Annotated in this window: 23 protein-coding genes and 13 tRNA genes; 15 read left to right on the forward strand and 21 right to left on the reverse strand. The window is 45.9% G+C overall.

Features of this window, described 5'->3' with window-relative positions; all coding sequences use genetic code 11:
• Positions 1-19: 19 nt before the first annotated feature.
• Both prfA and hemA read right to left on the reverse strand, forming a co-directional pair.
• Positions 20-1,105 carry a peptide chain release factor 1 gene (prfA, locus tag L1D44_RS03340; protein ID WP_220770619.1) on the reverse strand — a complete coding sequence of 362 codons (1,086 nt, stop codon included), beginning with the start codon at positions 1,103-1,105 and terminating at the stop codon, positions 20-22.
• 13 nt (positions 1,106-1,118) lie between these two features.
• On the reverse strand, positions 1,119-2,369 hold the full coding sequence (gene hemA, locus L1D44_RS03345) for a glutamyl-tRNA reductase (RefSeq protein WP_220770618.1): 1,251 nt from the start codon (positions 2,367-2,369) through the stop codon (positions 1,119-1,121).
• Between the two features lie 269 nt (positions 2,370-2,638).
• Here hemA and lolB point away from each other — a divergent pair, with 269 nt between their 5' ends.
• From lolB to L1D44_RS03360, 3 genes are all read left to right on the forward strand, one after another.
• Complete coding sequence (gene lolB / locus L1D44_RS03350) at positions 2,639-3,298, forward strand: lipoprotein insertase outer membrane protein LolB (protein WP_239888815.1); 660 nt, start codon at positions 2,639-2,641, stop codon at positions 3,296-3,298.
• Entirely contained in the window at positions 3,295-4,149 is an 855-nt protein-coding gene (gene ispE, locus L1D44_RS03355; RefSeq protein ID WP_239888816.1) for a 4-(cytidine 5'-diphospho)-2-C-methyl-D-erythritol kinase, read from the forward strand. The genes lolB and ispE overlap by 4 nt, the downstream gene beginning before the upstream one ends.
• A gap of 63 nt (positions 4,150-4,212) precedes the next feature.
• A complete protein-coding gene (locus tag L1D44_RS03360; RefSeq protein WP_028769213.1) occupies positions 4,213-5,160 on the forward strand; it encodes a ribose-phosphate pyrophosphokinase in 948 nt (315 codons plus the stop codon).
• A gap of 103 nt (positions 5,161-5,263) precedes the next feature.
• On the opposite strand, the gene L1D44_RS03365 is transcribed toward L1D44_RS03360, so the two are convergent.
• From L1D44_RS03365 to L1D44_RS03450, 18 genes are all read right to left on the reverse strand, one after another.
• Positions 5,264-5,680 (reverse strand): hypothetical protein, encoded by a 417-nt coding sequence (locus tag L1D44_RS03365; RefSeq protein ID WP_239888817.1) that lies wholly within the window; start codon positions 5,678-5,680, stop codon positions 5,264-5,266.
• 19 nt (positions 5,681-5,699) lie between these two features.
• On the reverse strand, positions 5,700-6,158 hold the full coding sequence (locus tag L1D44_RS03370) for a hypothetical protein (protein ID WP_239888818.1): 459 nt from the start codon (positions 6,156-6,158) through the stop codon (positions 5,700-5,702).
• Between the two features lie 330 nt (positions 6,159-6,488).
• A tRNA-Gln gene (locus L1D44_RS03375) sits at positions 6,489-6,563 on the reverse strand.
• Positions 6,564-6,611: 48 nt separating this feature from the next.
• Positions 6,612-6,696, reverse strand: a tRNA-Leu gene (locus tag L1D44_RS03380).
• Positions 6,697-6,765: 69 nt separating this feature from the next.
• Positions 6,766-6,840, reverse strand: a tRNA-Gln gene (locus L1D44_RS03385).
• A gap of 20 nt (positions 6,841-6,860) precedes the next feature.
• A tRNA-Leu gene (locus L1D44_RS03390) sits at positions 6,861-6,945 on the reverse strand.
• A gap of 96 nt (positions 6,946-7,041) precedes the next feature.
• Positions 7,042-7,116 (reverse strand) — tRNA-Gln (locus L1D44_RS03395).
• Between the two features lie 48 nt (positions 7,117-7,164).
• Positions 7,165-7,249, reverse strand: a tRNA-Leu gene (locus L1D44_RS03400).
• A gap of 134 nt (positions 7,250-7,383) precedes the next feature.
• Positions 7,384-7,460: transfer RNA gene (locus tag L1D44_RS03405), tRNA-Met, on the reverse strand.
• 5 nt (positions 7,461-7,465) lie between these two features.
• Positions 7,466-7,540 (reverse strand) — tRNA-Gln (locus tag L1D44_RS03410).
• Positions 7,541-7,587: 47 nt separating this feature from the next.
• Positions 7,588-7,672 (reverse strand) — tRNA-Leu (locus L1D44_RS03415).
• 210 nt (positions 7,673-7,882) lie between these two features.
• Positions 7,883-7,959 (reverse strand) — tRNA-Met (locus tag L1D44_RS03420).
• 5 nt (positions 7,960-7,964) lie between these two features.
• A tRNA-Gln gene (locus L1D44_RS03425) sits at positions 7,965-8,039 on the reverse strand.
• A gap of 47 nt (positions 8,040-8,086) precedes the next feature.
• Positions 8,087-8,171, reverse strand: a tRNA-Leu gene (locus tag L1D44_RS03430).
• A gap of 58 nt (positions 8,172-8,229) precedes the next feature.
• Positions 8,230-8,306: transfer RNA gene (locus L1D44_RS03435), tRNA-Met, on the reverse strand.
• Positions 8,307-8,698: 392 nt separating this feature from the next.
• Positions 8,699-9,790: a redox-regulated ATPase YchF gene (gene ychF, locus L1D44_RS03440; RefSeq protein WP_220770613.1), complete on the reverse strand. Its 1,092-nt coding sequence runs from the start codon at positions 9,788-9,790 to the stop codon at positions 8,699-8,701.
• Between the two features lie 52 nt (positions 9,791-9,842).
• Positions 9,843-10,427, reverse strand: coding sequence for an aminoacyl-tRNA hydrolase (gene pth / locus L1D44_RS03445; RefSeq protein WP_012278289.1), 585 nt, complete (start codon positions 10,425-10,427; stop codon positions 9,843-9,845).
• Positions 10,428-10,688: 261 nt separating this feature from the next.
• Complete coding sequence (locus L1D44_RS03450) at positions 10,689-11,888, reverse strand: FAD-dependent monooxygenase (protein ID WP_239888819.1); 1,200 nt, start codon at positions 11,886-11,888, stop codon at positions 10,689-10,691.
• Between the two features lie 309 nt (positions 11,889-12,197).
• On the opposite strand from L1D44_RS03450, the gene L1D44_RS03455 reads away from it, so the two are divergent.
• The 6 genes from L1D44_RS03455 (at position 12,198) to lnt (ending at position 18,178) form a co-directional block, all read left to right on the forward strand.
• Positions 12,198-12,512, forward strand: coding sequence for a hypothetical protein (locus tag L1D44_RS03455; RefSeq protein ID WP_239888820.1), 315 nt, complete (start codon positions 12,198-12,200; stop codon positions 12,510-12,512).
• A gap of 95 nt (positions 12,513-12,607) precedes the next feature.
• Positions 12,608-14,035, forward strand: coding sequence for a tRNA (N6-isopentenyl adenosine(37)-C2)-methylthiotransferase MiaB (miaB, locus tag L1D44_RS03460; RefSeq protein WP_239888821.1), 1,428 nt, complete (start codon positions 12,608-12,610; stop codon positions 14,033-14,035).
• 155 nt (positions 14,036-14,190) lie between these two features.
• Positions 14,191-15,231 (forward strand): PhoH family protein, encoded by a 1,041-nt coding sequence (locus tag L1D44_RS03465; RefSeq protein WP_239888822.1) that lies wholly within the window; start codon positions 14,191-14,193, stop codon positions 15,229-15,231.
• Entirely contained in the window at positions 15,224-15,694 is a 471-nt protein-coding gene (gene ybeY, locus L1D44_RS03470; RefSeq protein ID WP_239888823.1) for an rRNA maturation RNase YbeY, read from the forward strand. Before L1D44_RS03465 ends, ybeY begins: the two co-directional genes overlap by 8 nt.
• Positions 15,695-15,721: 27 nt before the next feature.
• Positions 15,722-16,603: a CNNM family magnesium/cobalt transport protein CorC gene (gene corC / locus L1D44_RS03475; protein ID WP_239888849.1), complete on the forward strand. Its 882-nt coding sequence runs from the start codon at positions 15,722-15,724 to the stop codon at positions 16,601-16,603.
• A gap of 39 nt (positions 16,604-16,642) precedes the next feature.
• Positions 16,643-18,178, forward strand: a complete 1,536-nt coding sequence (gene lnt, locus L1D44_RS03480; protein ID WP_239888824.1) for an apolipoprotein N-acyltransferase — start codon at positions 16,643-16,645, stop codon at positions 18,176-18,178.
• A gap of 149 nt (positions 18,179-18,327) precedes the next feature.
• On the opposite strand, the gene L1D44_RS03485 is transcribed toward lnt, so the two are convergent.
• A complete protein-coding gene (locus tag L1D44_RS03485) occupies positions 18,328-18,828 on the reverse strand; it encodes a zinc ribbon-containing protein (protein WP_239888825.1) in 501 nt (166 codons plus the stop codon).
• A 120-nt stretch (positions 18,829-18,948) separates the two neighbouring features.
• Between L1D44_RS03485 and leuS the strand changes: the two genes are divergently transcribed.
• From leuS to rlmH, 6 genes are all read left to right on the forward strand, one after another.
• Entirely contained in the window at positions 18,949-21,528 is a 2,580-nt protein-coding gene (gene leuS, locus L1D44_RS03490; protein WP_239888826.1) for a leucine--tRNA ligase, read from the forward strand.
• Between the two features lie 33 nt (positions 21,529-21,561).
• Positions 21,562-22,056, forward strand: a complete 495-nt coding sequence (gene lptE / locus L1D44_RS03495; protein ID WP_220770605.1) for an LPS assembly lipoprotein LptE — start codon at positions 21,562-21,564, stop codon at positions 22,054-22,056.
• On the forward strand, positions 22,056-23,087 hold the full coding sequence (holA, locus tag L1D44_RS03500) for a DNA polymerase III subunit delta (RefSeq protein WP_239888827.1): 1,032 nt from the start codon (positions 22,056-22,058) through the stop codon (positions 23,085-23,087). Before lptE ends, holA begins: the two co-directional genes overlap by 1 nt.
• On the forward strand, positions 23,087-23,737 hold the full coding sequence (gene nadD, locus L1D44_RS03505) for a nicotinate-nucleotide adenylyltransferase (protein WP_239888828.1): 651 nt from the start codon (positions 23,087-23,089) through the stop codon (positions 23,735-23,737). Before holA ends, nadD begins: the two co-directional genes overlap by 1 nt.
• A 98-nt stretch (positions 23,738-23,835) precedes the next feature.
• On the forward strand, positions 23,836-24,165 hold the full coding sequence (gene rsfS, locus L1D44_RS03510; protein WP_202721936.1) for a ribosome silencing factor: 330 nt from the start codon (positions 23,836-23,838) through the stop codon (positions 24,163-24,165).
• A complete protein-coding gene (gene rlmH / locus L1D44_RS03515; protein ID WP_028769232.1) occupies positions 24,165-24,635 on the forward strand; it encodes a 23S rRNA (pseudouridine(1915)-N(3))-methyltransferase RlmH in 471 nt (156 codons plus the stop codon). Before rsfS ends, rlmH begins: the two co-directional genes overlap by 1 nt.
• The last annotated feature ends 58 nt before the right edge of the window (positions 24,636-24,693 follow it).

Below are 24,693 nucleotides of genomic sequence, written 5' to 3' on the forward strand. Positions count from 1 at the left end.
TGATAGTTTAAGAGAAGGCTTAACCTTCACCTAGTGCTGCAAGCATATCCGCCTGGTTTTCTTGGATAAGCGGCTCGATAACGCAATCGATGTCACCTTCCATAAATTCGCCTAAGCGGTACAGAGTTAAGTTGATTCGGTGCTCACTCACTCGTCCTTGTGGGAAGTTATAGGTACGAATACGCTCCGAACGATCACCACTGGTAACTAAGTTACGGCGAGTGCTTTCTTCTGCACTACGACGCTTCTCGTCTTCTACCGCTTGAATACGCGCAGACAGAACACTCATCGCCTGAGCACGGTTCTTATGCTGTGAACGCTGATCCTGACACTCAACAACGATACCCGTTGGAATATGGGTAATACGAATCGCAGAGTCGGTTTTGTTCACGTGCTGACCACCCGCACCTGATGCGCGGAAAGTATCAACCTTAAGATCGGCTTTGTTAATTTCAATCGCTTCGGCTTCTGGGATCTCAGGCAGTACAATCACAGTACAGGCTGAAGTATGCACGCGGCCTTGTGATTCTGTTTCAGGTACGCGCTGTACACGGTGTCCGCCTGACTCGAATTTCAACTTACCGTAAACACCGTCACCACTGATCTTCGCAATCACTTCTTTAAAGCCGCCATGCTCACCTTCGTTGGTGTTCATAACTTCAATTTGCCAGCGCTTACTTTCAGCATATTTACTGTACATGCGGAACAGATCACCGGCAAAAATCGCTGCCTCATCGCCACCCGCACCCGCGCGGATCTCGATAAAGCAGTTATTATCATCGTTAGGATCTTTCGGAAGTAGTAAGATCTGCAATTCGGCTTCAAGAGTTACAATAGCTTCTTTAGCCGCTTTATATTCTTCCTGAGCCATCTCTTTTAGATCTGGATCATCCTCTTCCATCATCTCTTTAGCCGACTCAAAGTCTTCTTCGGCTTGTTGGTAAGACTTAAAAGCCTTTACCACATCTTCAAGTTGAGAATACTCTTTAGACAAGGCGCGGAAACGCTCCTGATCGGCAATAATGCTTGCATCGCTCAGTAACGCCAACACTTCTTCATTACGTTCAAGTAAGCCTTCAAGCTTACGAATCACACTGTCCTTCATTAAAACGCTAACCTTAGTCTTTATCTAGTCCAAGCACAGCTCTTAATTGTCCAAGAGAATTCAGGTCCCCTTGTCGACTCGCAGCGGTAAGCGCTTGTGTCGGCGCATGGATCAGTTTGTTGGTAAGCTTATTGGCTAGCTCTAGCAAGACCTGCTCACTATTACCGCCTTGGGCCAACTTGTTGACCGCTCGCTCTACCAGCTCATCTTTAATCGCCATACTTTGAGTGCGATATTCACGGATGCTGTCTACCGACTCTAGGGAGCGGATCCATTCCATAAATTGATAAGCTTGATCTTCTGCAATTAATTCTGCTTGCTCGGCGGCCTCTCTTCGAGACGCCATATTCTGTTCAATAATGCTTTGTAGGTCATCCACGGTATAGAGGAATGCATCATCTAAATCCGCGACTTCGGCCTCGATATCTCGAGGAACTGCTATATCAACCAATAACATAGGTTGATGACGACGCTGCTTAAGCGCTTTTTCTACCATGCCTTTACCAAGAATTGGTAATGGGCTAGCCGTAGAGGATATCACGATATCGGCCTTAGGGAGAAAATCTGGGATCTGTTCTAGTGTAATTGCTGTCGCACCGAACTCATCACACATAGCTTCCGCACGTGAAACGGTACGGTTTGCAACCACCATGGTTTTAACACCATTGTCTTTTAGGTGGCGCGCAACAAGCTCAATAGTCTCACCCGCACCGACTAATAATACCTGAGTCGTACTGAGTGATGAGAAAATATGCTTAGCCATGCTGACGGCGGCAAATGCCACAGAGACGGCGGCGGCGCCAATCTCGGTTTCGGTACGGATCTTTTTAGCCACAGAAAAGGTATTTTGAAACAACCTGTCCATTGTGGTCGCAACGGTGCCCGCCTCTTTCGCTTTCACAAAAGATTGCTTCACTTGACCGAGAATTTGCGGTTCGCCCAAAATGAGTGAATCGAGTCCAGCAGAGACGCGCATCAAATGTTTGACCGCTTCCTGACCTTTATATTGGTATAGACAAGGCTCAACGTCTTCGTGGGAAAGTTGATGGTAATCCTCCAACCAGGCAACAACGTCAGCAGCTTCACTGTTGTTACAGTAAAGTTCTGTACGATTACAGGTGGAGATGATGACGGCTTCGCCTGATTGAGTACTAGCAGCTAGACTCTTCATGGCATCATGAATTTTATCTGGACCGAATGCGACTTTTTCTCGCAGATCGACCGTGGCCGTTTTATGGTTAATTCCGATTGCTACAAGGCTCATTTGACTCGTTCTGGACTCTTGGGCATCTCATTTATTGGTGCCATTCTACTGAATTGGTATTGTTAAAAACAGAATACGCTTAACAAAACCGAATAATAATCTCTGTTCTTACCCATTTTTTCAATTAGCATCACTTTTTTAACTATTCATATATAGTTATGTCACGCATTAACGACATTGAGCATTGTATAAATTTATATTTTTGCATATGGGCATTGGTAAATCATCCAACCCCTCGTATCATAAGGGCTCTTTTATATCAGTAATAGATGAATAATTTGAGACGTATCACAAAAAACACTTATCTTTGGGTGATGCTGGGCACTCTTTTAGTTAGTGGTTGCTCAACAACCATACCAGACAACCTCGTTCCCGTCTCTGTTAACAAAGTGCAGCAGGCTGGCGCATGGGAGATGCAGGGTAAGCTTGCGGTGAGAACCCCCCAAGACAAGTTCAGCACTAATCTATATTGGCTCCATAGCCCTACGCATGATGAGCTAAAGCTGACGACTATGCTGGGTACGACAGTTTTATCGCTACAGAGTCGAGCCGGCGAAGCCACGCTGGAAGTCGATGGCCGGACCTACACAGATAGCGACCCTCAACGTCTTCTTACCCGAGTCTCGGGTTGGTCAATACCGATTGACTCACTACCACTTTGGATCACAGGCCAATTAACAGTGGGCGACAAATTGATGGCTAAAGACGCCCAAGGTCGTCCCGCGAAGCTGGTTAACTCTGAGCAACTCCCTCCCTGGGAAGTGGACTTTAAGAGCTGGCAGGTGCAAAGCGGTGCCGAAGTCCCACGTTTACTTAATCTACGACGTGGAGACGTACGCTTAAAACTACAACTCAACCAGTGGCAGGCTTTAGCTCCACAAGATACGACGCTTATTAAGCTGGCGTCACAAACCGAGAATTCTTTATGACAGCGCCACTTTCTTTAGGCTGGCCCGCACCGGCTAAACTCAACCTGTTTCTGCATATCAATGCTCGACGCAGCGATGGCTATCACGAGCTGCAAACTCTGTTTCAATTCGTTGAGCATTGTGACTACCTAGATTTTAAAGTGTTAGATAAGCCAACCCTGAAATTACATTCGAATATGTCGGCAGTTGTTGCTGACAGCGATAACTTAATTCTCAGAGCCGCAAAATCACTGCAACAACGAACAAATTGTCAACTTGGCGCTGAAATTTGGCTCGATAAACGCCTACCAATGGGCGGCGGTCTCGGCGGCGGCTCCTCCGATGCGGCAACAACATTGGTCGCCCTTAATCAACTTTGGCAAACAGGGCTATCCACAACGGAACTTTGCGAACTAGGATTAAAGCTAGGTGCGGATGTTCCTGTTTTTATTAATGGTTTTGCGGCCTTTGCCGAAGGTGTGGGTGAAAAACTACAAAACGTTGAGCCAGCCCAGCCTTGGTATCTGGTGTTAGTGCCTCAGGTGCATGTTTCTACAGCGGAAGTATTTCAAGACCCCGATCTACCTCGAAGCACACCAAAGTTAAGTCTAGAGTCATTAATGAACAGCCCTTGGCAAAATGACTGTCAAAGATTAGTCGCAAAACGCTACCCTCAAGTTGCCAAAACCTTAGACTGGCTGCTAGAATATGCGCCGTCCAGAATGACCGGAACAGGAGCATGTGTTTTTGGTCAATTCGAACAGGAGCAACAAGCTAAAGATGTATTGGCGAAATTGCCTGCATCAATACAAGGCTTTGTCGCGAAAGGGGCAAATAAATCGCCGTTAATGCTGAGATTAACTCAGTGTTAACCACTCTCTGGGATACGATTAATCCCAGCCACAATCATGAAGCATACGCCTGAGGTTCCTACAGTGCCTGACATTAAACTTTTTGCCGGTAACGCTACACCTAGTCTCGCTAAGAAGATAGCCGATCGTCTATTTTGTAAACTTGGAGACGCGGAAGTAGGCGTTTTCAGTGACGGCGAAATCAGTGTCCAAATTAATGAAAATGTACGTGGTGCGGATGTGTTCATCATTCAATCTACTTGCGCTCCTACTAACGATAACCTAATGGAACTTATCGTTATGGTTGACGCGCTTCGTCGTGCATCAGCTGGTCGTATTACAGCAGTTATTCCTTACTTTGGTTACGCGCGTCAGGACCGTCGTGTTCGTAGTGCTCGTGTACCTATCACTGCTAAAGTTGTTGCAGATTTCTTATCAAGCGTTGGTGTTGACCGCGTATTGACATGTGATCTACACGCTGAGCAAATCCAAGGTTTCTTCGACGTTCCAGTTGATAACGTATTCGGTAGCCCAGTACTGCTAGAAGACATGTTAGCGAAGAACCTAGAAAACCCTGTAGTTGTTTCTCCTGACATCGGTGGTGTTGTACGCGCTCGTGCAGTCGCTAAGTTACTCGATGATTCAGACTTAGCAATTATTGATAAGCGTCGCCCACAGGCGAACGTTGCTCAAGTAATGCATATCATTGGTGACGTTCAAGGGCGTGATTGCATCATCGTTGATGACATGATCGATACTGGTGGCACGCTATGTAAAGCAGCTGAAGCACTGAAAGAGCACGGTGCAAACCGCGTATTCGCTTACGCAACTCACCCAGTTTTCTCTGGCAATGCAGCTAAGAACATCGCTGAGTCTGTAATCGATGAAGTTATCGTAACCGACACTATCCCACTAAGCCCTGAAATTGCGGCTCTAGACAAAGTATCTCAATTGACTATGTCTACAGTTATGGCTGAAGCGATTCGCCGTGTAAGCAACGAAGAGTCAATCTCTGCAATGTTCAAGCACTAATTCATAGCCAATGCTAAGAGCTAGTCCGGCAAGATAGAGATGAAAAACGCACTCCTTTGAGTGCGTTTTTTTTATGCCAACAAATTACCGTTTTCAGTCATTACTACTCAACAAACCTACGCTTCAGGGCATCGTCTCTTACCGCTAGTGTAATGTCATAGGCAATACTACGGCGTAGTTTAACCAGCCAGCCATCAACCTTGCCCATATCGACTTTACAGCTCTTCTTGCCACAATCTGGACGCTCTGCACTGATAAACTTAACGGCAACGCTGTTATCCTTTACCATCAGCTCCGTTGTTATCTTATAGGTCTTATAATCTAAATTTGCGTATCTAATACCAGATTCATCTTTGCTAAATACCCAATGATTACGTTTAACCGCATCAGTCAGCATACTATCTAAGTCTGTTATATAGGTACCGTAAGGGATCGGGTCTTGATAAAGTTTCAGCTCACTAGCCGTAACAGTCATGACTCCAATACAGCTTACTAGCAGACCTGCTATGATTTTTCTCATCTAGATATCCTTAACGTGTTTAAAACCGTGACAGTTGCTTGCTGATGCTATTTCTAAGGTTTTTAATGTAGTTGTAATAACCTCGGCTGTTCTTATAGCAGATATCGTCTACCAGCTTCTTACACACATAATCGCCAAGCGCATCATGATATTTAAGTTGTACCAAAGACTGGTCATACTCTATTCGCATCACATTGGTATCGCCACGGTAGTCGAACCGCGCCAAGATGTAACCATCTCCCTCGCCTTGATAAACCCAAGCGAAACCTTTGGTGGTCAACATCCCCTCTAAGATCCCATAACGGATTTTATCAAGATCATTAGTTCCGGTTTCAATTTCTTTATGAACCGCCCTAATGTAACGATCAGAAGACTTAGGCTTGATCTTGTCGTTGATTTCAAGTGTCGTTGGTGCGGCTTGAACGGCACAACTCGCTGACAACAAACACCCTAGAGATAAGGCGACTAAAGGCCTCATAGTATTCACTCCTTGAAATGATAAAGCAGAATCCTAGCACAGATTTTAACCAGCAGTGATGAACTTATACCAATCAATATAAGAAGTTGATCAACTCATAACATTTTTTGGCAAACTCATTCAAGGCGAATAACTGAAAGTATACTTGTTCCCTTGTGAAGCTTTTCAACGCAGAAGTAGGCAGTCAAAAACGCTCCAGAATGGTGACCAAATCTTTATGCGGATTGGTATTATAAGAGTGCAAAGAAAAATAGGAGAAGATCAGCATCGAAGCTAAGAATAGAAATGCAGAAAACAAAAAGCCCATCCGAAGATGGGCTTTTTGGTATATGGCTGGGGTACCAGGATTCGAACCTGGGAATGCCGAGATCAAAACCCGGTGCCTTACCGCTTGGCGATACCCCAATCAAACTTTCTAACTCATAACAAGCCTTGGCTCATCATGTAAATAAATGGTACGGGAAGAGAGACTTGAACTCTCACACCTTGCGGCACCAGAACCTAAATCTGGCGTGTCTACCAATTCCACCACTCCCGCACTGCATCTAGTTTTACATCTAGATTAAGATGCTTCTAGTTTACATCTAGAAAAAGATGATACAAAAAATGGCTGGGGTACCAGGATTTGAACCTGGGAATGCCGAGATCAAAACCCGGTGCCTTACCGCTTGGCGATACCCCAATAAATCTTGTTTAATTCGATGGTACGGGAGGAGAGACTTGAACTCTCACACCTTGCGGCACCAGAACCTAAATCTGGCGTGTCTACCAATTCCACCACTCCCGCATCGAATTTTACTGCAAGTCGCCTCGCTTCACCTTGTTAGTTTAAGACATTAGTCTATCGTCTATCAAGGTAGGTCAATAACTCAACCTTAAAAAATGGCTGGGGTACCAGGATTTGAACCTGGGAATGCCGAGATCAAAACCCGGTGCCTTACCGCTTGGCGATACCCCAATCAATCTTTCTTGCGCATAACCAGCCTAAGCTAGCCATGCTAAATAATGGTACGGGAAGAGAGACTTGAACTCTCACACCTTGCGGCACCAGAACCTAAATCTGGCGTGTCTACCAATTCCACCACTCCCGCACTGCATCTAGTTTTACATCTCGATTAAGATGGTGTTCTAGCATGGCGAGTCTAACCTCAACAGCCACCACTCTCACACAAAATCGATTTTTACATCTAGATTAAGATGCTTCTAGTTTACATCTAGAAAAAGATGGTAGCAATGGCGGGACTTGAACCTGCGACCCCAGCATTATGAGTGCTGTGCTCTAACCAGCTGAGCTACATTGCCAAAGATGGCTGGGGTACCAGGATTTGAACCTGGGAATGCCGAGATCAAAACCCGGTGCCTTACCGCTTGGCGATACCCCAATCGATCTTTTTATACATAACAAGCCTTAGCTCGTCATGTTGAATAATGGTACGGGAAGAGAGACTTGAACTCTCACACCTTGCGGCACCAGAACCTAAATCTGGCGTGTCTACCAATTCCACCACTCCCGCACTGCATCTGTTTTTACATCTTGATTAAGATGGCGTTCAAAAATGTAGTATGTCTAACCTCAACATCCACCACTCTCAAACTAAACCTTTTTTACATCTTGATTAAGATGGTGTTCAAACGTGACATGTCTAACCTCAACAGCCACCACTCTCACACAAGATCAAGTTTTACATCCTGATTAAGATGACTCTAGTTTACATCTAGAAAGATGGTAGCAATGGCGGGACTTGAACCTGCGACCCCAGCATTATGAGTGCTGTGCTCTAACCAGCTGAGCTACATTGCCAAAGATGGCTGGGGTACCAGGATTTGAACCTGGGAATGCCGAGATCAAAACCCGGTGCCTTACCGCTTGGCGATACCCCAAAAATCTTGCTTTCAGTAACAAGCCTAAGCTCATCACTTAAATTAAATGGTACGGGAAGAGAGACTTGAACTCTCACACCTTGCGGCACCAGAACCTAAATCTGGCGTGTCTACCAATTCCACCACTCCCGCACAACATCTGTTTTTACATCTCGATTAAGATGGTGCCAACTAAGTTGACTAAAGAAGATGGTAGCAATGGCGGGACTTGAACCTGCGACCCCAGCATTATGAGTGCTGTGCTCTAACCAGCTGAGCTACATTGCCATCTTTCTTTTTCGCCCCCCAGTCTGGGGAACGGGGCGTATTATGCTTATTCGGGGTAATCAGGTCAACTGCTTTTTTTCGCAAATTTACCGAAAAAGCATTGTTAGGCGATAACTTCACCAAACTGAGCAACAGACATTCAAAAAAGCGCCTTTTGTCAGAGAATTTTAGCAGTTTTTACTCACAAACTGACCTGCAACAGTGGCCTTACACACCTAGACCACGTCTTATTCTGTCAAAATCCCCCGCTTTGGATCCGCCTAACTTACGAAAACCAAGCAACTTATACCAATCACTATCAGGCAATGTCATAGGCCGGTGTTTGTTCAAGGCCTAGATACAAAAACGGCGACTATAATAAGTCGCCGTTTATTATCAAGGTAGCGTCAAGCTTATACGTTAAATAGGAAATGCATTACATCGCCATCTTTTACGGTATAAGTCTTACCTTCTACGCGAAGCTTACCTGCTTCTTTCGCGCCGGCTTCACCTTTATAAGTAATGAAATCTTCATAAGACATAACCTGTGCACGGATAAAGCCACGCTCGAAGTCAGTATGAATAACACCAGCAGCCTGTGGGGCACTCGCTCCAACACGAACAGTCCAAGCACGTACTTCTTTAACACCAGCGGTAAAGTAAGTTTGTAGGCTTAGTAGATCGTAACCAGCACGAATAACGCGATCAAGACCAGGCTCTTCTAAACCTAGATCGGCCATGAACTCTTCACGGTCTTCTGCGTCCATCTCGGCAAGCTCAGACTCAATTGCCGCACATACTGCAACAACTACTGCGTTTTCTTCAGCAGCAATAGCCTTTACGGTATCTAGATGAGGGTTATTTTCAAAACCATCTTCAGATACGTTAGCGATGTACATGGTTGGCTTTAACGTTAGGAAGTTTAAGTAACCAACTGCCGCCAGCTCTTCTTTAGTTAGCTCCATTGAACGTAGCATTTTGCCTTCGTCTAACACTGGACGCATTTTTTCAAGCACGCTCACTTCAAACTTAGCATCAGCGTCACCGCCTTTAGCACGCTTTGCCTGACGTGTAATTGCACGCTCACATGAATCTAGGTCGGCTAGTGCAAGCTCGGTGTTAATTACTTCGATATCACTTGCAGGTGACACCTTGTTCGCTACGTGAACAATGTTATCGTCTTCAAAACAACGAACAACATGGCCAATCGCATCGGTTTCACGGATGTTAGCTAGGAACTTGTTACCTAGACCTTCACCTTTAGATGCGCCAGCAACTAGACCAGCGATATCCACAAACTCCATCGTTGTAGCCAATACACGCTCAGGCTTCACAATTTCAGCCAATGCGTCTAAACGTGGATCCGGTACAGGAACAACGCCAGTATTAGGTTCAATTGTACAGAACGGGAAGTTTGACGCTTCGATACCAGCTTTCGTTAGTGCGTTGAAGAGTGTTGATTTACCAACGTTTGGCAGGCCTACGATGCCACATTTGAAACCCATATTGTTACCTTTATATCAATGAATGACTTGGAGCTTCGCTCCAAGCACTTGTTTAAGCTTTAAAAGAATGCAGTCTATGCATCGCCTTTGCCATATCTTGGTTGAACAAGACCTCTGTCGAACGTACCGCTTCATCAACTGCGGCGTCCATCAGCTCTTGATCCGTTGGAGAGGCTTTACTCAGCACATAATTGCTCACCTGACTCTTATCGCCAGGATGGCCTATGCCGATCCGCAGTCGATAAAAGCCTTTATCATTAGCTAATTTTGCAATGATATCTTTAAGACCGTTATGACCACCATGACCACCGCCCAACTTAAACTTTGCAACACCCGGTGGCATATCTAGCTCATCGTGTGCAACTAATATCTCTTCTGGTGCGATGCGGAAAAAATTCGCTAACGCACCAACCGACTTACCACTTAAATTCATAAAGGTCGTCGGAATTAATAGACGAACATCTTTACCATGCAGCGTCACTCTTGCCGTCATGCCAAAGTATTTGCTGTCTAATGTTAACGTGGCACCACAGACTCTAGCGAGTTCCTCAACGTACCACGCACCTGCATTATGGCGAGTCCGTTCATACTGTGCGCCGGGGTTTGCAAGCCCAACTATCAGTTTTATATTGCTCATAGTACCAGTCTGTTATTACCTAACTTAGGTTTTGTCGCCGAGCCAATCAGCCAGCAGCAAAATTAAAAACGCGACATTTTAGCACTCAAATAGCCTGCCAACAAATTATACGCAAATTTACACTTTTCACTGTACTGAACCAGCCCATTTTCGCCCCTAGCTTTACTCCCATCCCCCAATGCAAAACAGCAAGTCGATCAATACCCCAAAAAAAACCGAATGCTCAGCATTCGGTTATTCTCTTTAAGAAACGACTCTAACTTAAAAGCCCATTGCGTACTTCAGTACCTGTTTCTTTATTGGTGTGTCGATATTCGCCAGCTTGAGAGCGCCATTACGTAGTAGTTTTAGCGGCAATATGTCATTACTAAAGCCTGCATAAAACAGATCCATGGTCGACATCATCAACAGGTTATCTCGGTAACGACTCTTTTGATACTCGGCTAAGACAGGCTTTTGCCACCAGCCAGTTTTATCTTCGAGATGACCTGCAATCGTGCTAATCAAGGCATCGACATCTTTAAAGCCTAAGTTAACTCCCTGCCCTGCTAACGGGTTGATGGTATGGGCAGCATCACCAAGGATCACTAAGTTATTCTGGTAATAAGTCTGTGCATGGCGGCGAGTCAGTTTAAAACTCGCCTTATTGATAACACTAAAGTCACGCTCTAATCGCTGCGGGAAATATTGATCAATTTGCGCTTTTAATGCTGAATTATTGAGTTGGCTAAGTTGCGCAATTCTATTGGCATCATCATACCAAACTAATGAAGCATTATTGCCCGGTAGTGGCAGTAAAGAGCGGGGACCACTGGGTGTAAACTGTTGCCAAGTGACATCTTGCTCACCACATGCGGTTTCGATATTAATCAACATAGCTGACTGAGCATAATCCCACGCTGTAATGCCAATGTTTGCCCATTGGCGAACCATAGAGTTAGCACCATCGGCGCCGATAAGTAGACGAGCCTGCAATGCCTCACCATTATCAAGCGTAACCTCTATTGAGTCTTGAAATGGTTTGCGTGACATCTCTGCAATTTTTACCGGGCAAAACAACCTAATGTTCTCTAACTGCTCCATCCGCTGCCAAAGAGAGAGTTGGATCAGGCGGTTTTCAACAATATGACCTAAGTGCGTGGCACCGATTTGCTCGCTGTGAAAACGGGTAATACAGCCATCCATTTCCCAAGTTTCTAGGCCTTTATAGGCAACTTTACGCATCGAATCGAGCCCAGCCAAAGCGCCAAGGCGATCAAGCAAAGATTCCGATGCAGCGCTGATGGCGGAAACACGCAGATCCAAAGGTTGTTCACTGTCATAGGGGTTTGGAGCAAACGCTTCAACAATTGCCACCTTTAATCCAAGTTGGCCAAGACCTATTGCGGTTGCCGCGCCGACCATACCACCGCCAACAACAACCGCATCATATAGACTGTCTTTACTATTCGTCTGTTCCACTGTTACCTGTCTCCTGACAACTAAGCTCACTTTTCGGCTCAGAGTTTACACTTAAAAGGTATCGATATTGAGGCTTTATATAAGAAAGTTTGTACTATTTTGAAGCAAGCCGGATTTATTCTAAGAATATGTAAACCAAGCTCCGCTAAAGTATGTCGTTTGATGTCATATTCGACTCTAACGTATATAAATGTGTCTGAACTCGAATATCCTCACACCTGCTTACAAACAGCAAAGGCAAGATCCAAACCATGCCATACACTCAAACTGTCAAATGGATACATCCTTATTGGAATGAGTGAGAAAATTATGAAAACACTTACCTGTGCCACGCTATTAATAGCATCGATGCTACCAAGTATTGGCCATACCGCTGACGCTGACAGTCAAATGGAACGCATCACCGTGACCTTCAGAACGCCTTTTGAGTATGCACTATATCAATATACAACCGAGACTTTACAGGCCTTTAACCAGCAGGTTCTAATGGATATTCAAATACAAGCTCGGTTAAGCAGCATGCAAATGGCTAAGGAACATGGCGTGATGACTAACGAACTATCCAAGGCGAGCGAGCCAAACAAAACCTTAATAAGTTCAAAGACATTAAAATCGGCTGAATAATTTCACTTTAATAACGGCTAAATGCTAGCCACAGGCTAACTTAGGCGTTAAAATGTCGCGCTATTTTTTCGGTGCTTCTAGAGTGATACAGACTGATGAGTAAAAAACTCCATATTAAAACTTGGGGCTGTCAAATGAATGAGTATGACTCTTCAAAGATGGCTGATCTTCTTGACGAATACGAAGGTTACACACTAACAGACGAAGCCGAAGAAGCTGACGTACTGCTACTTAACACCTGTTCTATCCGTGAGAAAGCACAGGAAAAGGTTTTTCATCAGCTAGGGCGTTGGAAAACATTAAAAGATAAGAAACCAGGGCTGATTATTGGCGTTGGTGGTTGCGTGGCCTCACAAGAAGGTAAGGCAATCAAAGAGCGTGCTCAATGTGTGGATCTTATTTTTGGACCACAAACCTTACACCGCCTACCTGATATGATCGATCAGATCCGAGCAGGTAAGAAAGCCGTTATCGATGTCAGCTTCCCTGAAGTGGAAAAGTTTGACCGCTTACCAGAGCCTCGCGCCGAAGGCCCAAGTGCATTCGTATCAATTATGGAAGGCTGCAGTAAATACTGCTCTTTTTGTGTGGTGCCTTATACCCGTGGTGAAGAAGTGAGTCGTCCACTTGACGATATCATTCTTGAGATCGCACAACTGGCAGAGCAAGGCGTGCGTGAAGTTAACTTGCTTGGACAAAACGTAAACGCTTACCGCGGTGCAACCCACGATGACGAGATCTGTACCTTTGCAGAGCTTTTACGTTACGTGGCGGCAATCGATGGTATCGACCGTCTACGCTTTACCACCAGCCACCCAATTGAGTTTACACAAGACATTATTGATGTGTACGAAGACACACCTGAATTGGTGAGTTTCCTACACCTACCTGTACAATCTGGTTCAGACTTAATCCTCACTCAGATGAAACGTGGCCACATGGCAATCGAGTATAAGTCGATTATCCGTCGTCTACGTAAGGCTCGCCCAGACATTCAGATCAGTTCAGATTTCATCATCGGCTTCCCTGGTGAGTCTAAGCAAGATTTTGCCGACACCATGAAGTTGATTGAAGATGTACAGTTTGACCATAGCTTTAGCTTTATCTATAGCGCACGCCCAGGTACGCCAGCGGCAGATCTACCAGACGATGTGAGCTTAGATGAAAAGAAAGAGCGCCTAGCGATTCTACAAGACCGTATTACCCAGCAAGCTATGCGTTATAGCCGTCAAATGTTAGGTACGGTTCAACGCATCTTAGTTGAAGGTCCATCGGTTAAAAACCCAATGGAACTACGCGGCCGCACGGAAAACAACCGTGTAGTGAACTTTGAAGGCACGCCTGAGCATATCGGCGGTTTTGTTGATGTTGAGATTGTTGACGTTTATACCAACTCGCTGCGCGGTGTATTTATCCGTGGTGAAGATGAGATGGACTTACGTCGCGACCTGCGCCCATCAGACATCACTGCTAAATATAAGCAAAGTGATGACTTAGGTGTGACTCAGTATACGCCTGCTTAAACGGTTATAAGATTGAACACGCTAAAGGCGGCATCCTGAGATGCCGCTTTTTTCTTCTCGATCATCGCGAAAAAATACCATTCGCAATTATTAAGTATGGCTCGTAAACTAGCACTATTAACGTATAACCCTACGTCCATAAATGGAGTGTTTTTTTGTCAAACAAGTTAACAACGCTCAACCTGTATTTAGAGCCTGCAGACACTCGTAGACTGGCTTCGCTTTGTGGCCCGTTTGATGACAATATCAAGCAGCTAGAGCGCCGAATTGGCGTTGAGATCAGCTACCGTAATAACCACTTTCAAATTGTTGGTGCGCCACGAAACTGCTTAACTGCAAACAACTTGCTTAAAGATCTCTATATCGAAACGCAGCCAGTAAAAGGCAGCACGCCAGATCTTGAGCCTGATGCAGTGCATATCGCGATTCAAGAGGCAATTTCCCTCGATATGGAAGCGCCTCGTGACGAGAAAGAGCTATATATAAAGACTAAGCGTGGTGTCATCAAGCCTCGCAACCCGAACCAGAGTGACTATGTGCGTAATATCGTAACCCACGATATTACCTTCGGTATTGGTCCTGCTGGTACGGGCAAAACTTACTTAGCGGTAGCCGCTGCTGTCGACGCACTAGAGCGCCAAGAAGTGCGCCGTATTTTGCTGACCCGCCCAGCAGTTGAAGCCGGTGAGAAACTGGGCTTCCTACCTGGCGATTTAAGCCAGAAGGTCGACCCTTATCTGCGTCCGCTTTATGATGCGCTATTTGAGATGATGGGCTTCGAAAAGGTAGAGCGCCTGATTGAGCGTAACGTTATCGAAGTCGCGCCACTGGCTTATATGCGTGGCCGCACGTTAAATGACGCCTTTATTATCCTCGATGAAAGCCAAAATACCACGGTAGAGCAGATGAAGATGTTTCTGACCCGTATTGGTTTTAATTCACGCGCGGTGATCACAGGCGACATCACTCAGATAGACTTACCTAAGCATCAAAAGTCTGGACTACGCCATTCAATCGAAGTGCTAGGCGAAGTGGAAGAGATCAGTTTTAACTTCTTCCAAGCAAAAGATGTGGTACGTCACCCCGTTGTGGCACGCATCGTTGAGGCTTATGAAGCGTTCGACTTAAAAGCACAATCGAGTAAAGGCAATAAAGACAGCCAATACCAATTACAGGAAAGCGCAACCCATGAATGATAGTCAAACGGTTATCGATCTTGATCTTCAGATCGCCGTAGAAGGCTTTGAACTACCATCGCAAGCCGATTTTGAACTTTGGGTAAAAACAGCACTCAGAGATACCATGAGTGAAGCTGAATTAACGATTCGCATCGTCGACGTTGAAGAAAGCCAAGAATTAAACTCTACTTATCGTGGTAAAGATAAACCAACTAATGTTTTGTCTTTCCCGTTTGAAGCACCACCGGGCATTGAACTACCGCTACTAGGCGATTTAGTGATCTGTGCGGCGGTTGTTAAGCAAGAAGCAATTGATCAAAATAAACCGCTAATCGCACATTGGGCACACATGGTTGTACATGGTTGCCTCCATCTGCTAGGGTATGATCATATTGACGATTCTGAGGCTGAAGAGATGGAGTCACTAGAGACTCAACTCATTGAAAGCCTTGGTTATACTAATCCTTATAAGGAGCAATAATTGGCTCAAAAGAGTCAAGAAAACACTATGAGTGACGATATCCCACCGAGTACTAACGCCCACAAGAAGGGCTGGTTAGAGAAAGTAAGTCAGTTGTTCCAGGGCGAACCACAAAATCGCGAAGACTTGGTTGACGTAATTCACGATGCAGAGATGCGTGAAGTGATCAGCGAAGACACCCGCGAAATGATCAAAGGTGTTCTAGAGGTTTCCGATCTACGTGTACGGGATATTATGATCCCACGTGCACAGATTGTCGCTATCCAAATTGAAGATTCAGTAGAAGAAGTTCTATCTACTGTGATCAGTTCAGCACACTCTCGTTTTCCAGTAGTCAATGAAGATAAAGATCATATCGAAGGCATTTTGCTTGCGAAAGACTTGCTTCAGTATGGCTTTAAAAACAGCGAAAAGCCGTTTGAGTTACGCCAAGTAATTCGCCCTGCTGTCGTTGTACCTGAGAGTAAACGTGTTGACGTGCTACTCAAAGAGTTCCGCTCTCAACGTTACCATATGGCAATTGTTGTCGATGAATACGGCGGAGTATCTGGCCTAGTGACGATTGAGGATATCCTCGAAGAGATCGTAGGTGATATCGAAGACGAGTTTGACCACGACTCTGCTGAAGAGACTGAAATCAAGCAAGTTGGCAAACAAGTATTCATGGTGAAAGCTCTGACTCCAATTGATGACTTCAACGAACAGTTCGGCACTGAGTTTAGTGACGAAGAGTTCGATACTGTCGGTGGTATGGTGTCTCATGCGTTTGGGCATCTGCCTGAGCGTGACGAAAAAGTCATGATTCAAGATATCGAGTTTAAAGTGATTAACGCCGACACTCGTCGCTTAATCCAACTTAGAGTGAAGTTCCCTGATAACAGTCAAAGCAATGATGAGACAGTAGCTTAATTACTGACTGACGTTATCTCGACCCAATGATGAGGCTGTATGCTGAATAAACTTCGGGCATTAGCCCATCATCCGCGCTCGAAAATGGTGCTGGCCTATGCGGCTGGCGCCACTACGGCGCTCTCATTTGCCCCCTACTCTATTTGGCCGCTCTACCTTATTGCGCTAGCTTTCGCCCTTCACCAAAGCGCAGGACTCACGGCAAAACAAGCTTTTTGCTATTGGCTAACCTTCGGCTTTGGCTGTTTCTCTGTCGGTATAAGCTGGGTACATGTCAGCATGGATGTCTATGGTGGCATGCCGCTTATCGCCTCCATAGCACTAATGGCACTGCTTGCCTTGTATCTAGCGCTTTATCCCGCGCTGACAGGCTGCTTAATGCAAAAGCTTGCCCCCAAGACCTCTGTCATCCGCAACATCCTTGTGTTCCCCGCACTGTGGACCATTACCGAATGGGCGAGAGGTTGGGTGTTAACAGGCTTTCCATGGCTATGGGCCGGCTACAGCCAAACAGAAGGGCCACTTAAGCCCATCGCCTCAATGTTTGGCACACTCGGATTAAGCTTCATTGTCGCCTTGCTAGCAGGTGCTATCGCGCTATTAGCCATTAAACGTTGGCAAAGCCTAACAATCGCTGTTCCTGTACTTGCCGTCCTGACCTTTATCGCGCCCATGACCTCACAAGTTAAGCCAAACGGCGAAACCATCAAGGTGGCATTAGTACAAGGTAATATCCCACAGAGCATGAAGTGGAACCCTGATGCACTGTGGCCAACCATGCTGAAATATATGGACTTGTCTCGTCCAGAGTTCTCAGCTGACCTGATTATTTGGCCAGAAGCGGCCATCCCCGCGCCAGAATATATGGTGAAGGACTTCCTCTATAACGCCAACAAGGTGGCTAATTTAAACGATAGCGCCATCATCACAGGCATCATTAGTAATCATGGCGATGCCTTCTATAACTCGCTTATCGTACTGGGTAACTCCAAGCATAAGCAGCAATCTGAGCCTGATTACTTAGGTGATGGCAGCAATGAATTTAAGAAACATCATCTACTGCCTATCGGTGAGTTTGTGCCCTTTGAGTCACTCCTGCGCCCATTAGCACCTTTTTTTAACCTGCCGATGTCCTCCTTTAATAGAGGCGATTTTACCCAGCCAAACCTCAATGCAGTAGGCCATCAGATATCACCTGCTATCTGCTACGAAATTGCCTTTCCCGAGCAGCTTCGCGCCAACATGAATGACACGACAGATCTGCTCATGACAGTCTCCAACGATGCGTGGTTTGGTACCTCTAATGGTCCACTGCAGCATATGGAAATAGCACAAATGCGCTCGGTAGAGCTAGGGCGACCGTTAGTGCGCGCCACGAACAACGGCGTCACCGCGGTTGTCGATGAGCAAGGCAATATCACCCACCAGCTGCCACAGTTTGAAGCAGGGGTACTAGTCGCTGATATCGCGCTAATGAAGGGACACACACTGTTCACCACTATTGGCCAGTGGCCAGTATTGATCTTAAGCTTTTTAATCGCCTTAGGTGCAGTGATTAGGAAGAAAGTGCACTGAACAGCATAAAAGCATCGTCAGCGACAGCCACCAAGCCCGTTAATAATAAAGTAAGCGGTGACTGTTAGCTGATTGTCGAAGGTTGGGGCTATTGTTAAGCCCCAAGAGCAAACAACTATTGATACCGTAATTGATACTGAAACGTAATACTAAGGCGCTAACGCTTCTCGAGTGAACTCATTATTGTCGCACTCGGTGCAATCGGAAAGCACACCAGGAAATTCAATTTTCGACTCATGACCACACGCAGTGCAAACCATGGTGCCTTGGCCAACAATTTCACCGCTCTGGTAGTAACCATGATGTTTAAAGTCTTGTGCCACCTCATGCCATTCAATTTGGCTGCGGTCGGTGATCTCACTTAACCAATGCCACAAGGTGTTCTCTACAGTAATAACCGTTGGGCTATGGCTCAGATCGGTGGCATTTTGCTCCTGTAGGAAACTGGCAATGTCACGTTTTAAAAATTGTTCGACTAAAGCCAGCTCTTCTTCCTTTGCGTGCTGCTTTAATGCCAAGTACTGTTTACTCGCCTGCACCTGCTTATGTAAACTCTTTACAGTCAACGAGTTATCGTCTTTGTATTGAGATTTTATATGCGCAATAAGTGCTTCATAAAGCGAAAGAAGCGCGGTACTTTGTTCACTCATGGTAAATACTCCTTCAACGAACCTTTTTAATGACTCACTTCTAGTTTATTCTATGCCGATATAACTCGCGCTGAAATAGCGCTAGATCAAACAATGGGCGGCATGGCCGGAAATAGATTGATGCAAGAGCAATATACTCCTTCAGAAATTGAAGCTAAAGTGCAGCAGCACTGGCAAGACACAAAAACATTTGAAGTTACCGAAGACGCAAACAAAGAAAAGTTTTACTGCCTTTCTATGTTCCCGTATCCATCGGGCCGACTGCACATGGGTCACGTACGTAACTACACCATAGGCGATGTTGTGTCTCGTTACCAACGTCTGCAAGGTAAAAACGTGCTTCAACCTATCGGTTGGGACTCTTTCGGTCTGCCTGCTGAAAACGCTGCAATCAAGAACAAGACTGCACCTGCGCCGTGGACATACGAAAATATCGATTACATGAAGAACCAGCTTAAGATGCTAGGTTTCGGCTATGACTGGTCACGTGAAATCGCTACCTGTACACCTGAATACTATCGCTGGGAACAGTGGTTCTTCACTAAGCTTTATGAAAAAGGTCTAGTGTACAAGAAGACTTCTTCGGTTAACTGGTGTCCAAACGATGAAACCGTTTTGGCTAACGAGCAGGTTATCGACGGTTGCTGCTGGCGCTGTGATACCACTGTTGAGCAAAAAGAGATCCCGCAGTGGTTCATTAAGATCACCGAGTACGCCGAAGAGCTACTTAACGATATCGACCAGTTAGACGAGTGGCCAGAGCAAGTTAAGACCATGCAGCGTAACTGGATTGGCCGCAGTGAAGGTATCGAAATGACCTTCCAGGTTGCTAACAGCGAGCAGAGCTTCGATATCTACACCACACGTCCTGACACAGTAATGGGTGTGACTTATGTGGCTATTGCAGCAGCACACCCATTAGCAGAGCAAGCGGCTATCAATAACCCAGCTCTAGCTGAGTTTATCGAAGAGTGTAAAAACGCCGACACCACTGAAGCCGCTATGGCAGCAATGGAAAAGAAAGGTGTTGCTACCGGCTTAAATGCTATTCACCCAATCACAGGTAAAGAAGTACCTATTTGGGTAGGCAACTTCGTATTGATGAACTACGGTACAGGCGCGGTAATGTCTGTTCCTGCTCACGATCAGCGCGACTACGAGTTCGCGAAGAAGTACGGTCTAAACATCGAAGCGGTAGTAAAACCAGTAGACGCTGAAGTCGATATCAGCGAAGAAGCTTACACCGAGAAAGGTGTGCTATTTAACTCTGCTGAATTTGACGGTCTTGACTTCCAAGCAGCCTTTGATGCTATCGATGCCAAGCTAACTGCAGAAGGCAAAGGTAAGCGCCAAGTAAACTTCCGTCTACGTGACTGGGGCGTTTCACGTCAGCGTTACTGGGGCGCACCTATCCCAATGGTGACCTTAGCCGATGGCACTGTGATGCCAACACCTGAAGACCAGCTACCTGTTATTTTGCCAGAAGATGTGGTTATGGATGGCATCCAAAGCCCAATCAAGGCAGATAAAGAGTGGGCTAAGACTCAAGTTAACGGTCAAGAAGCGTTCCGTGAAACCGATACCTTCGATACCTTTATGGAATCATCTTGGTACTACGCGCGTTACTGTAGCCCAGATGCAGACCAAATGCTTGATCCAGCTAAAGCGAACTACTGGCTGCCAGTTGATCAGTACATTGGTGGTATCGAGCACGCTTGTATGCACCTACTGTACTTCCGTTTCTTCCACAAGTTGCTACGTGACACAGGTCTAGTAAACTCTGACGAGCCAGCTAAACGCTTGCTGACTCAAGGTATGGTTTTAGCCGATGCTTACTACTACACCAATGAGAAAGGCGCACGTGTTTGGGTTGCACCATCTGATGTAACCGTACAGGAAACTGACGAAAAAGGCCGTACCGTGAAAGCGGTAGACAGCGAAGGTCATGAACTGGTTTATACTGGTATGAGCAAGATGTCTAAGTCTAAAAACAACGGTATAGACCCACAGGAAATGGTTGATAAGTATGGTGCAGATACTGTACGCCTATTCATGATGTTCGCAGCGCCACCAGAATTAACGCTGGAATGGCAAGAGTCGAGCGTTGAAGGTGCACACCGCTTCATTAAGCGTTTGTGGAAAACTGCTCACGACCATATCGCTCACGGCCCAACGGCTGAGCTTGATGTTAAGTCACTTAACGCAGCACAAAAAGAGCTACGTCGTGAACTACACAAGACAATTGCTAAAGTGGGTGATGATATTGAGCGTCGTCAGATGTTCAACACCGCTATCGCATCGATCATGGAATTGATGAACCGTCTACAGAAGGCACCTTCTGAAACGGATCAAGACAAGGCATTAATGCAAGAAGCCTTGAACGCGGTGATCCGCTTGCTTTACCCAATCATTCCACACACTTGTTTTGTGCTATGGAACGAACTTGGTAACCAAGGGGCGATTGAAGATGTACTTTGGCCAGAGGTTGACGAGTCTGCACTGGTTGAAGACAGCAAGTTAATCATCGTACAGGTTAACGGCAAGCTACGCGCTAAAATCACCGTTGCAGCAGATGCTAGCAAAGAGGAAGTTGAAGCAGCAGGTATGGCCGAAGATGGCGTGGTTAAACACACCGAAGGTAAGACCGTCCGTAAAGTTATCTACGTACCGGGCAAACTGCTCAATATCGTGGCTAACTAATCCTTAGTAAACAAGGAAGACTAAACAAAGATTATGCTAATTAAACGCATACTTTTAGCAACTTTGGCACTGAGCGTTCTGCTCAGTGCCGGTTGCGGCTTTAGACTCCAGGGTAGCTACTCTATTCCAGAGCAGCTACAAACCTTAAGTCTGACTAGCCAAGACGAGTACAGCGAACTCACACGCCTAGTACGTGAACGCCTACGCTTAAACAGCATTGCTGTCGTTCAGCCCGCTGATGACATTCCGGCCTTACGTATTATCAATGATTCACTAGACCGTTCAACACTGTCTATCTACCCAACGGGTAATGTCGCCGAGTATGAGCTTATCTATCAGGTCAGTTTTTCTGTGCAACTGCCTGACACCGAGTCTCAACGTTTCGATGTCGCTATCCACCGCGATTACCTCGATGATCCCCGCACCGCACTAGCAAAGAGCCGAGAAATGGAGTTGTTGCTAAAAGAGATGCGCATCCAAGCTGCCGACCGAATTATTCAAGCTTTGGCGGCGACTAAGGTCGATTAATGCGGGTCTACCCAGATCAATTATCACGTCAGCTTTCTCCCTTGCCACAATGTTGCCTGATTTTTGGCGACGATCCTTGGTTATGTGAGCAAAGCAGAGCAGCACTACACAGCGAAGCTAAGCGCCAAGGTTTTGAGGAAAAGATCCAGCTGACCCAAGAAACCGGCTTTAGCTGGAATGAACTGTTTGAGCAGTGGCAAGCGATGAGCTTGTTTTCCAGCCGTCGTATTATCGAGTTAGCCCTACCACAGGCGAAACCCGGCACCGAAGGCAGCGCTATGTTGCAGTCACTGATGCAGATGGATAACCCTGATGTATTACTGATCTTGACAGGTCCTAAACTCGCGAGCGAGCAAACCAAGACAAAGTGGTTTAAGAGTCTCGATGCCAAAGGCATCTATGTGCCTTGCACCACTCCTGAGGGCGCACAGTTTCAGCGCTGGTTAGACGGCCGTATAAATCACTATGGATTATCGCTAGCGAGGGATCCCCGAGAGATGCTGTTTGCACTCTACGAAGGCAATCTACTCGCAGCAGATCAAGCATTGCAACTACTGCAGCTGTTAAGCCCAACGGCGCCTATCGATTGTGATCAGTTAACTCAGTACTTTGAAGACCAATCACGCTTTAGTGTCTTTCAGCTCACCGACGCCATGCTCAATAATCAGCAAGATAAAGCGCAGCACATCCTGTCGCAGCTAAAAAGCGAAGGAGTAGCCATGCCGATTATCCTATGGTCGCTATTTAAAGAACTCGCAGTTCTGTTGCAACTGAAAACAGCGCAGAATAATCGCGAGCCGCTACAAGCACTTTGGAGTAAACTGCGTATTTGGGATAAGCGTAAACCTATCTACCAAAACGCCTTGAATAGGCTAGAGCTCCCCCACATTGAAACCTTACTTGCTAGCGCCTCAGCCATCGAGCTCAAGCTAAAGCAACAAGGGCTTGAAGATTGGACCGGGCTTAGCCATATCAGCTTGCTGTTTGATGCCAAGGCCCACAATAAACTGGCCCATATAGTCTTAGATTAATGAAGATAGGCATTTTAGGCGGCACATTCGACCCTATCCACTTTGGCCATATTCGTCCGGCCCAAGAGGTTAGACAGCAGCTTAACCTAGATGAGGTTTGGCTTATGCCAAACCACATCCCGCCACACAAGTCAGGCACTCATGTCTCCAGTGAAGATAGACTCGCCATGGCGCAGCTCATCTGCGATCAGCTCCCCCAATTTAGGCTCTGCGATATTGAAGCTAAGCGTGACACCCCATCCTATTCGGCATTGACCCTAACTCAATTAACCGAGATGTACCCAGAGCATGAGTTTTACTTCATCATGGGCATGGACTCCTTTTTAAGCTTCACTCGTTGGCATAAATGGCAGCGATTATTGGAGCTATGCCACCTAGTGGTCTGCAAACGCCCAGGATGGCAACTCGATGCTAATGACCCGATGCAATCACTTTTAGATAAGCGTCAACATGACATAAACCAGTTAACACCAGTTAAATTTGGCAAGATCTTTATGGTCGATATCACCCAGCAAGATATCTCTTCCACTGAAGTGCGCCAGCAACTCTCAACAGGAACCTTGCCTGAAGGCGCGCTTCCCACTGAAATTGAAGAGTATATTATCAGCCACCACCTCTACCAAAACCCAACTGCAGACAATTCAAACTAATACTAATTCAAACGCAGATATTTATGCCAATAGCTATTAATCTAGATCTGAAATACTGCTATACTATCGCGCTGTCTTAAAATTAATGGGGTACCAGCGTGGAAAGCGCAGAGTTAAAGCAATTTGTAATTGATAAGGTTGAAGACCTTAAAGCAAAAGATATCGTTGTAATGGACGTATCAGAGAAATCTAACATCGCCGACTTTATGGTTGTATGTACAGGTAACTCAAAAACACACGTTAAAGCAATCGCTGAAAATCTAGTGGTTGAATCTAAGCGTGCCGGCATCACTATTTTAGGTGTCGAAGGCCGTGAAAGCAGTGAATGGGTTCTAGTGGACCTAGGCGATGTCATCATGCACGTTATGCAAGATCAAACTCGCGATTTCTACCAGCTTGAAAAACTTTGGTCAGAAAAGCCTGAGTAATGAAGATTCAGCTAGTCGCAGTTGGGACCCGCATGCCAGATTGGGTCGAAACAGGTTTTAAAGAATATCAGCGCCGCTTCCCTCGCGATATGGCGCTTGAATTAGTTGAAATCCCCGCTGGCAAACGCGGTAAAAATGCCGATATAGCTCGCATTCTCCAAAAAGAGGGCGAGTTAATGTTGGCGGCGATCCCGAAAGGGAATCATATCGTCAGCTTAGACTTACCCGGTAAAAACCTTACCACGCCACAGCTAGCAGAGCAGATGAACAAATGGCTACTCGACGGCCGCGATGTTAGCTTGCTGATCGGCGGTCCTGAAGGTTTATCACCCGAGTGTAAACAGGCCGCAGCGCAGAGCTGGTGCCTATCAGCCTTAACCCTACCTCATCCATTGGTGCGTGTGATTGTTGCAGAAAGCCTTTATCGTGGCTGGAGCATTAACAATAATCATCCCTACCATAGAGAATAATATCGAATCACTATTTGGTTAGACTGACCTTTACAGGACTAGCATATGTGCTTGGCGC

It is taken from the genome of Shewanella sp. Isolate13, assembly GCF_022398325.1.
GTDB lineage: Bacteria > Pseudomonadota > Gammaproteobacteria > Enterobacterales > Shewanellaceae > Shewanella.

Excerpts from the sequence above, each read along its gene's own strand:
- rlmH (WP_028769232.1), top strand. The coding sequence starts at position 24,165 with ATGAAGATTCAGCTAGTCGCAGTTGGGACCCGCATGCCAGATTGGGTC.
- pth (WP_012278289.1), bottom strand. The coding sequence starts at position 10,427 with ATGAGCAATATAAAACTGATAGTTGGGCTTGCAAACCCCGGCGCACAG.
- lptE (WP_220770605.1), top strand. The coding sequence starts at position 21,562 with ATGCTAATTAAACGCATACTTTTAGCAACTTTGGCACTGAGCGTTCTG.
- miaB (WP_239888821.1), top strand. The coding sequence starts at position 12,608 with ATGAGTAAAAAACTCCATATTAAAACTTGGGGCTGTCAAATGAATGAG.
- nadD (WP_239888828.1), top strand. The coding sequence starts at position 23,087 with ATGAAGATAGGCATTTTAGGCGGCACATTCGACCCTATCCACTTTGGC.
- lolB (WP_239888815.1), top strand. The coding sequence starts at position 2,639 with ATGAATAATTTGAGACGTATCACAAAAAACACTTATCTTTGGGTGATG.
- hemA (WP_220770618.1), bottom strand. The coding sequence starts at position 2,369 with ATGAGCCTTGTAGCAATCGGAATTAACCATAAAACGGCCACGGTCGAT.
- L1D44_RS03485 (WP_239888825.1), bottom strand. The coding sequence starts at position 18,828 with ATGAGTGAACAAAGTACCGCGCTTCTTTCGCTTTATGAAGCACTTATT.
- leuS (WP_239888826.1), top strand. The coding sequence starts at position 18,949 with ATGCAAGAGCAATATACTCCTTCAGAAATTGAAGCTAAAGTGCAGCAG.
- lnt (WP_239888824.1), top strand. The coding sequence starts at position 16,643 with ATGCTGAATAAACTTCGGGCATTAGCCCATCATCCGCGCTCGAAAATG.
- corC (WP_239888849.1), top strand. The coding sequence starts at position 15,722 with ATGAGTGACGATATCCCACCGAGTACTAACGCCCACAAGAAGGGCTGG.
- ispE (WP_239888816.1), top strand. The coding sequence starts at position 3,295 with ATGACAGCGCCACTTTCTTTAGGCTGGCCCGCACCGGCTAAACTCAAC.
- ybeY (WP_239888823.1), top strand. The coding sequence starts at position 15,224 with ATGAATGATAGTCAAACGGTTATCGATCTTGATCTTCAGATCGCCGTA.
- L1D44_RS03370 (WP_239888818.1), bottom strand. The coding sequence starts at position 6,158 with ATGAGGCCTTTAGTCGCCTTATCTCTAGGGTGTTTGTTGTCAGCGAGT.
- L1D44_RS03455 (WP_239888820.1), top strand. The coding sequence starts at position 12,198 with ATGAAAACACTTACCTGTGCCACGCTATTAATAGCATCGATGCTACCA.
- ychF (WP_220770613.1), bottom strand. The coding sequence starts at position 9,790 with ATGGGTTTCAAATGTGGCATCGTAGGCCTGCCAAACGTTGGTAAATCA.
- prfA (WP_220770619.1), bottom strand. The coding sequence starts at position 1,105 with ATGAAGGACAGTGTGATTCGTAAGCTTGAAGGCTTACTTGAACGTAAT.
- L1D44_RS03365 (WP_239888817.1), bottom strand. The coding sequence starts at position 5,680 with ATGAGAAAAATCATAGCAGGTCTGCTAGTAAGCTGTATTGGAGTCATG.
- holA (WP_239888827.1), top strand. The coding sequence starts at position 22,056 with ATGCGGGTCTACCCAGATCAATTATCACGTCAGCTTTCTCCCTTGCCA.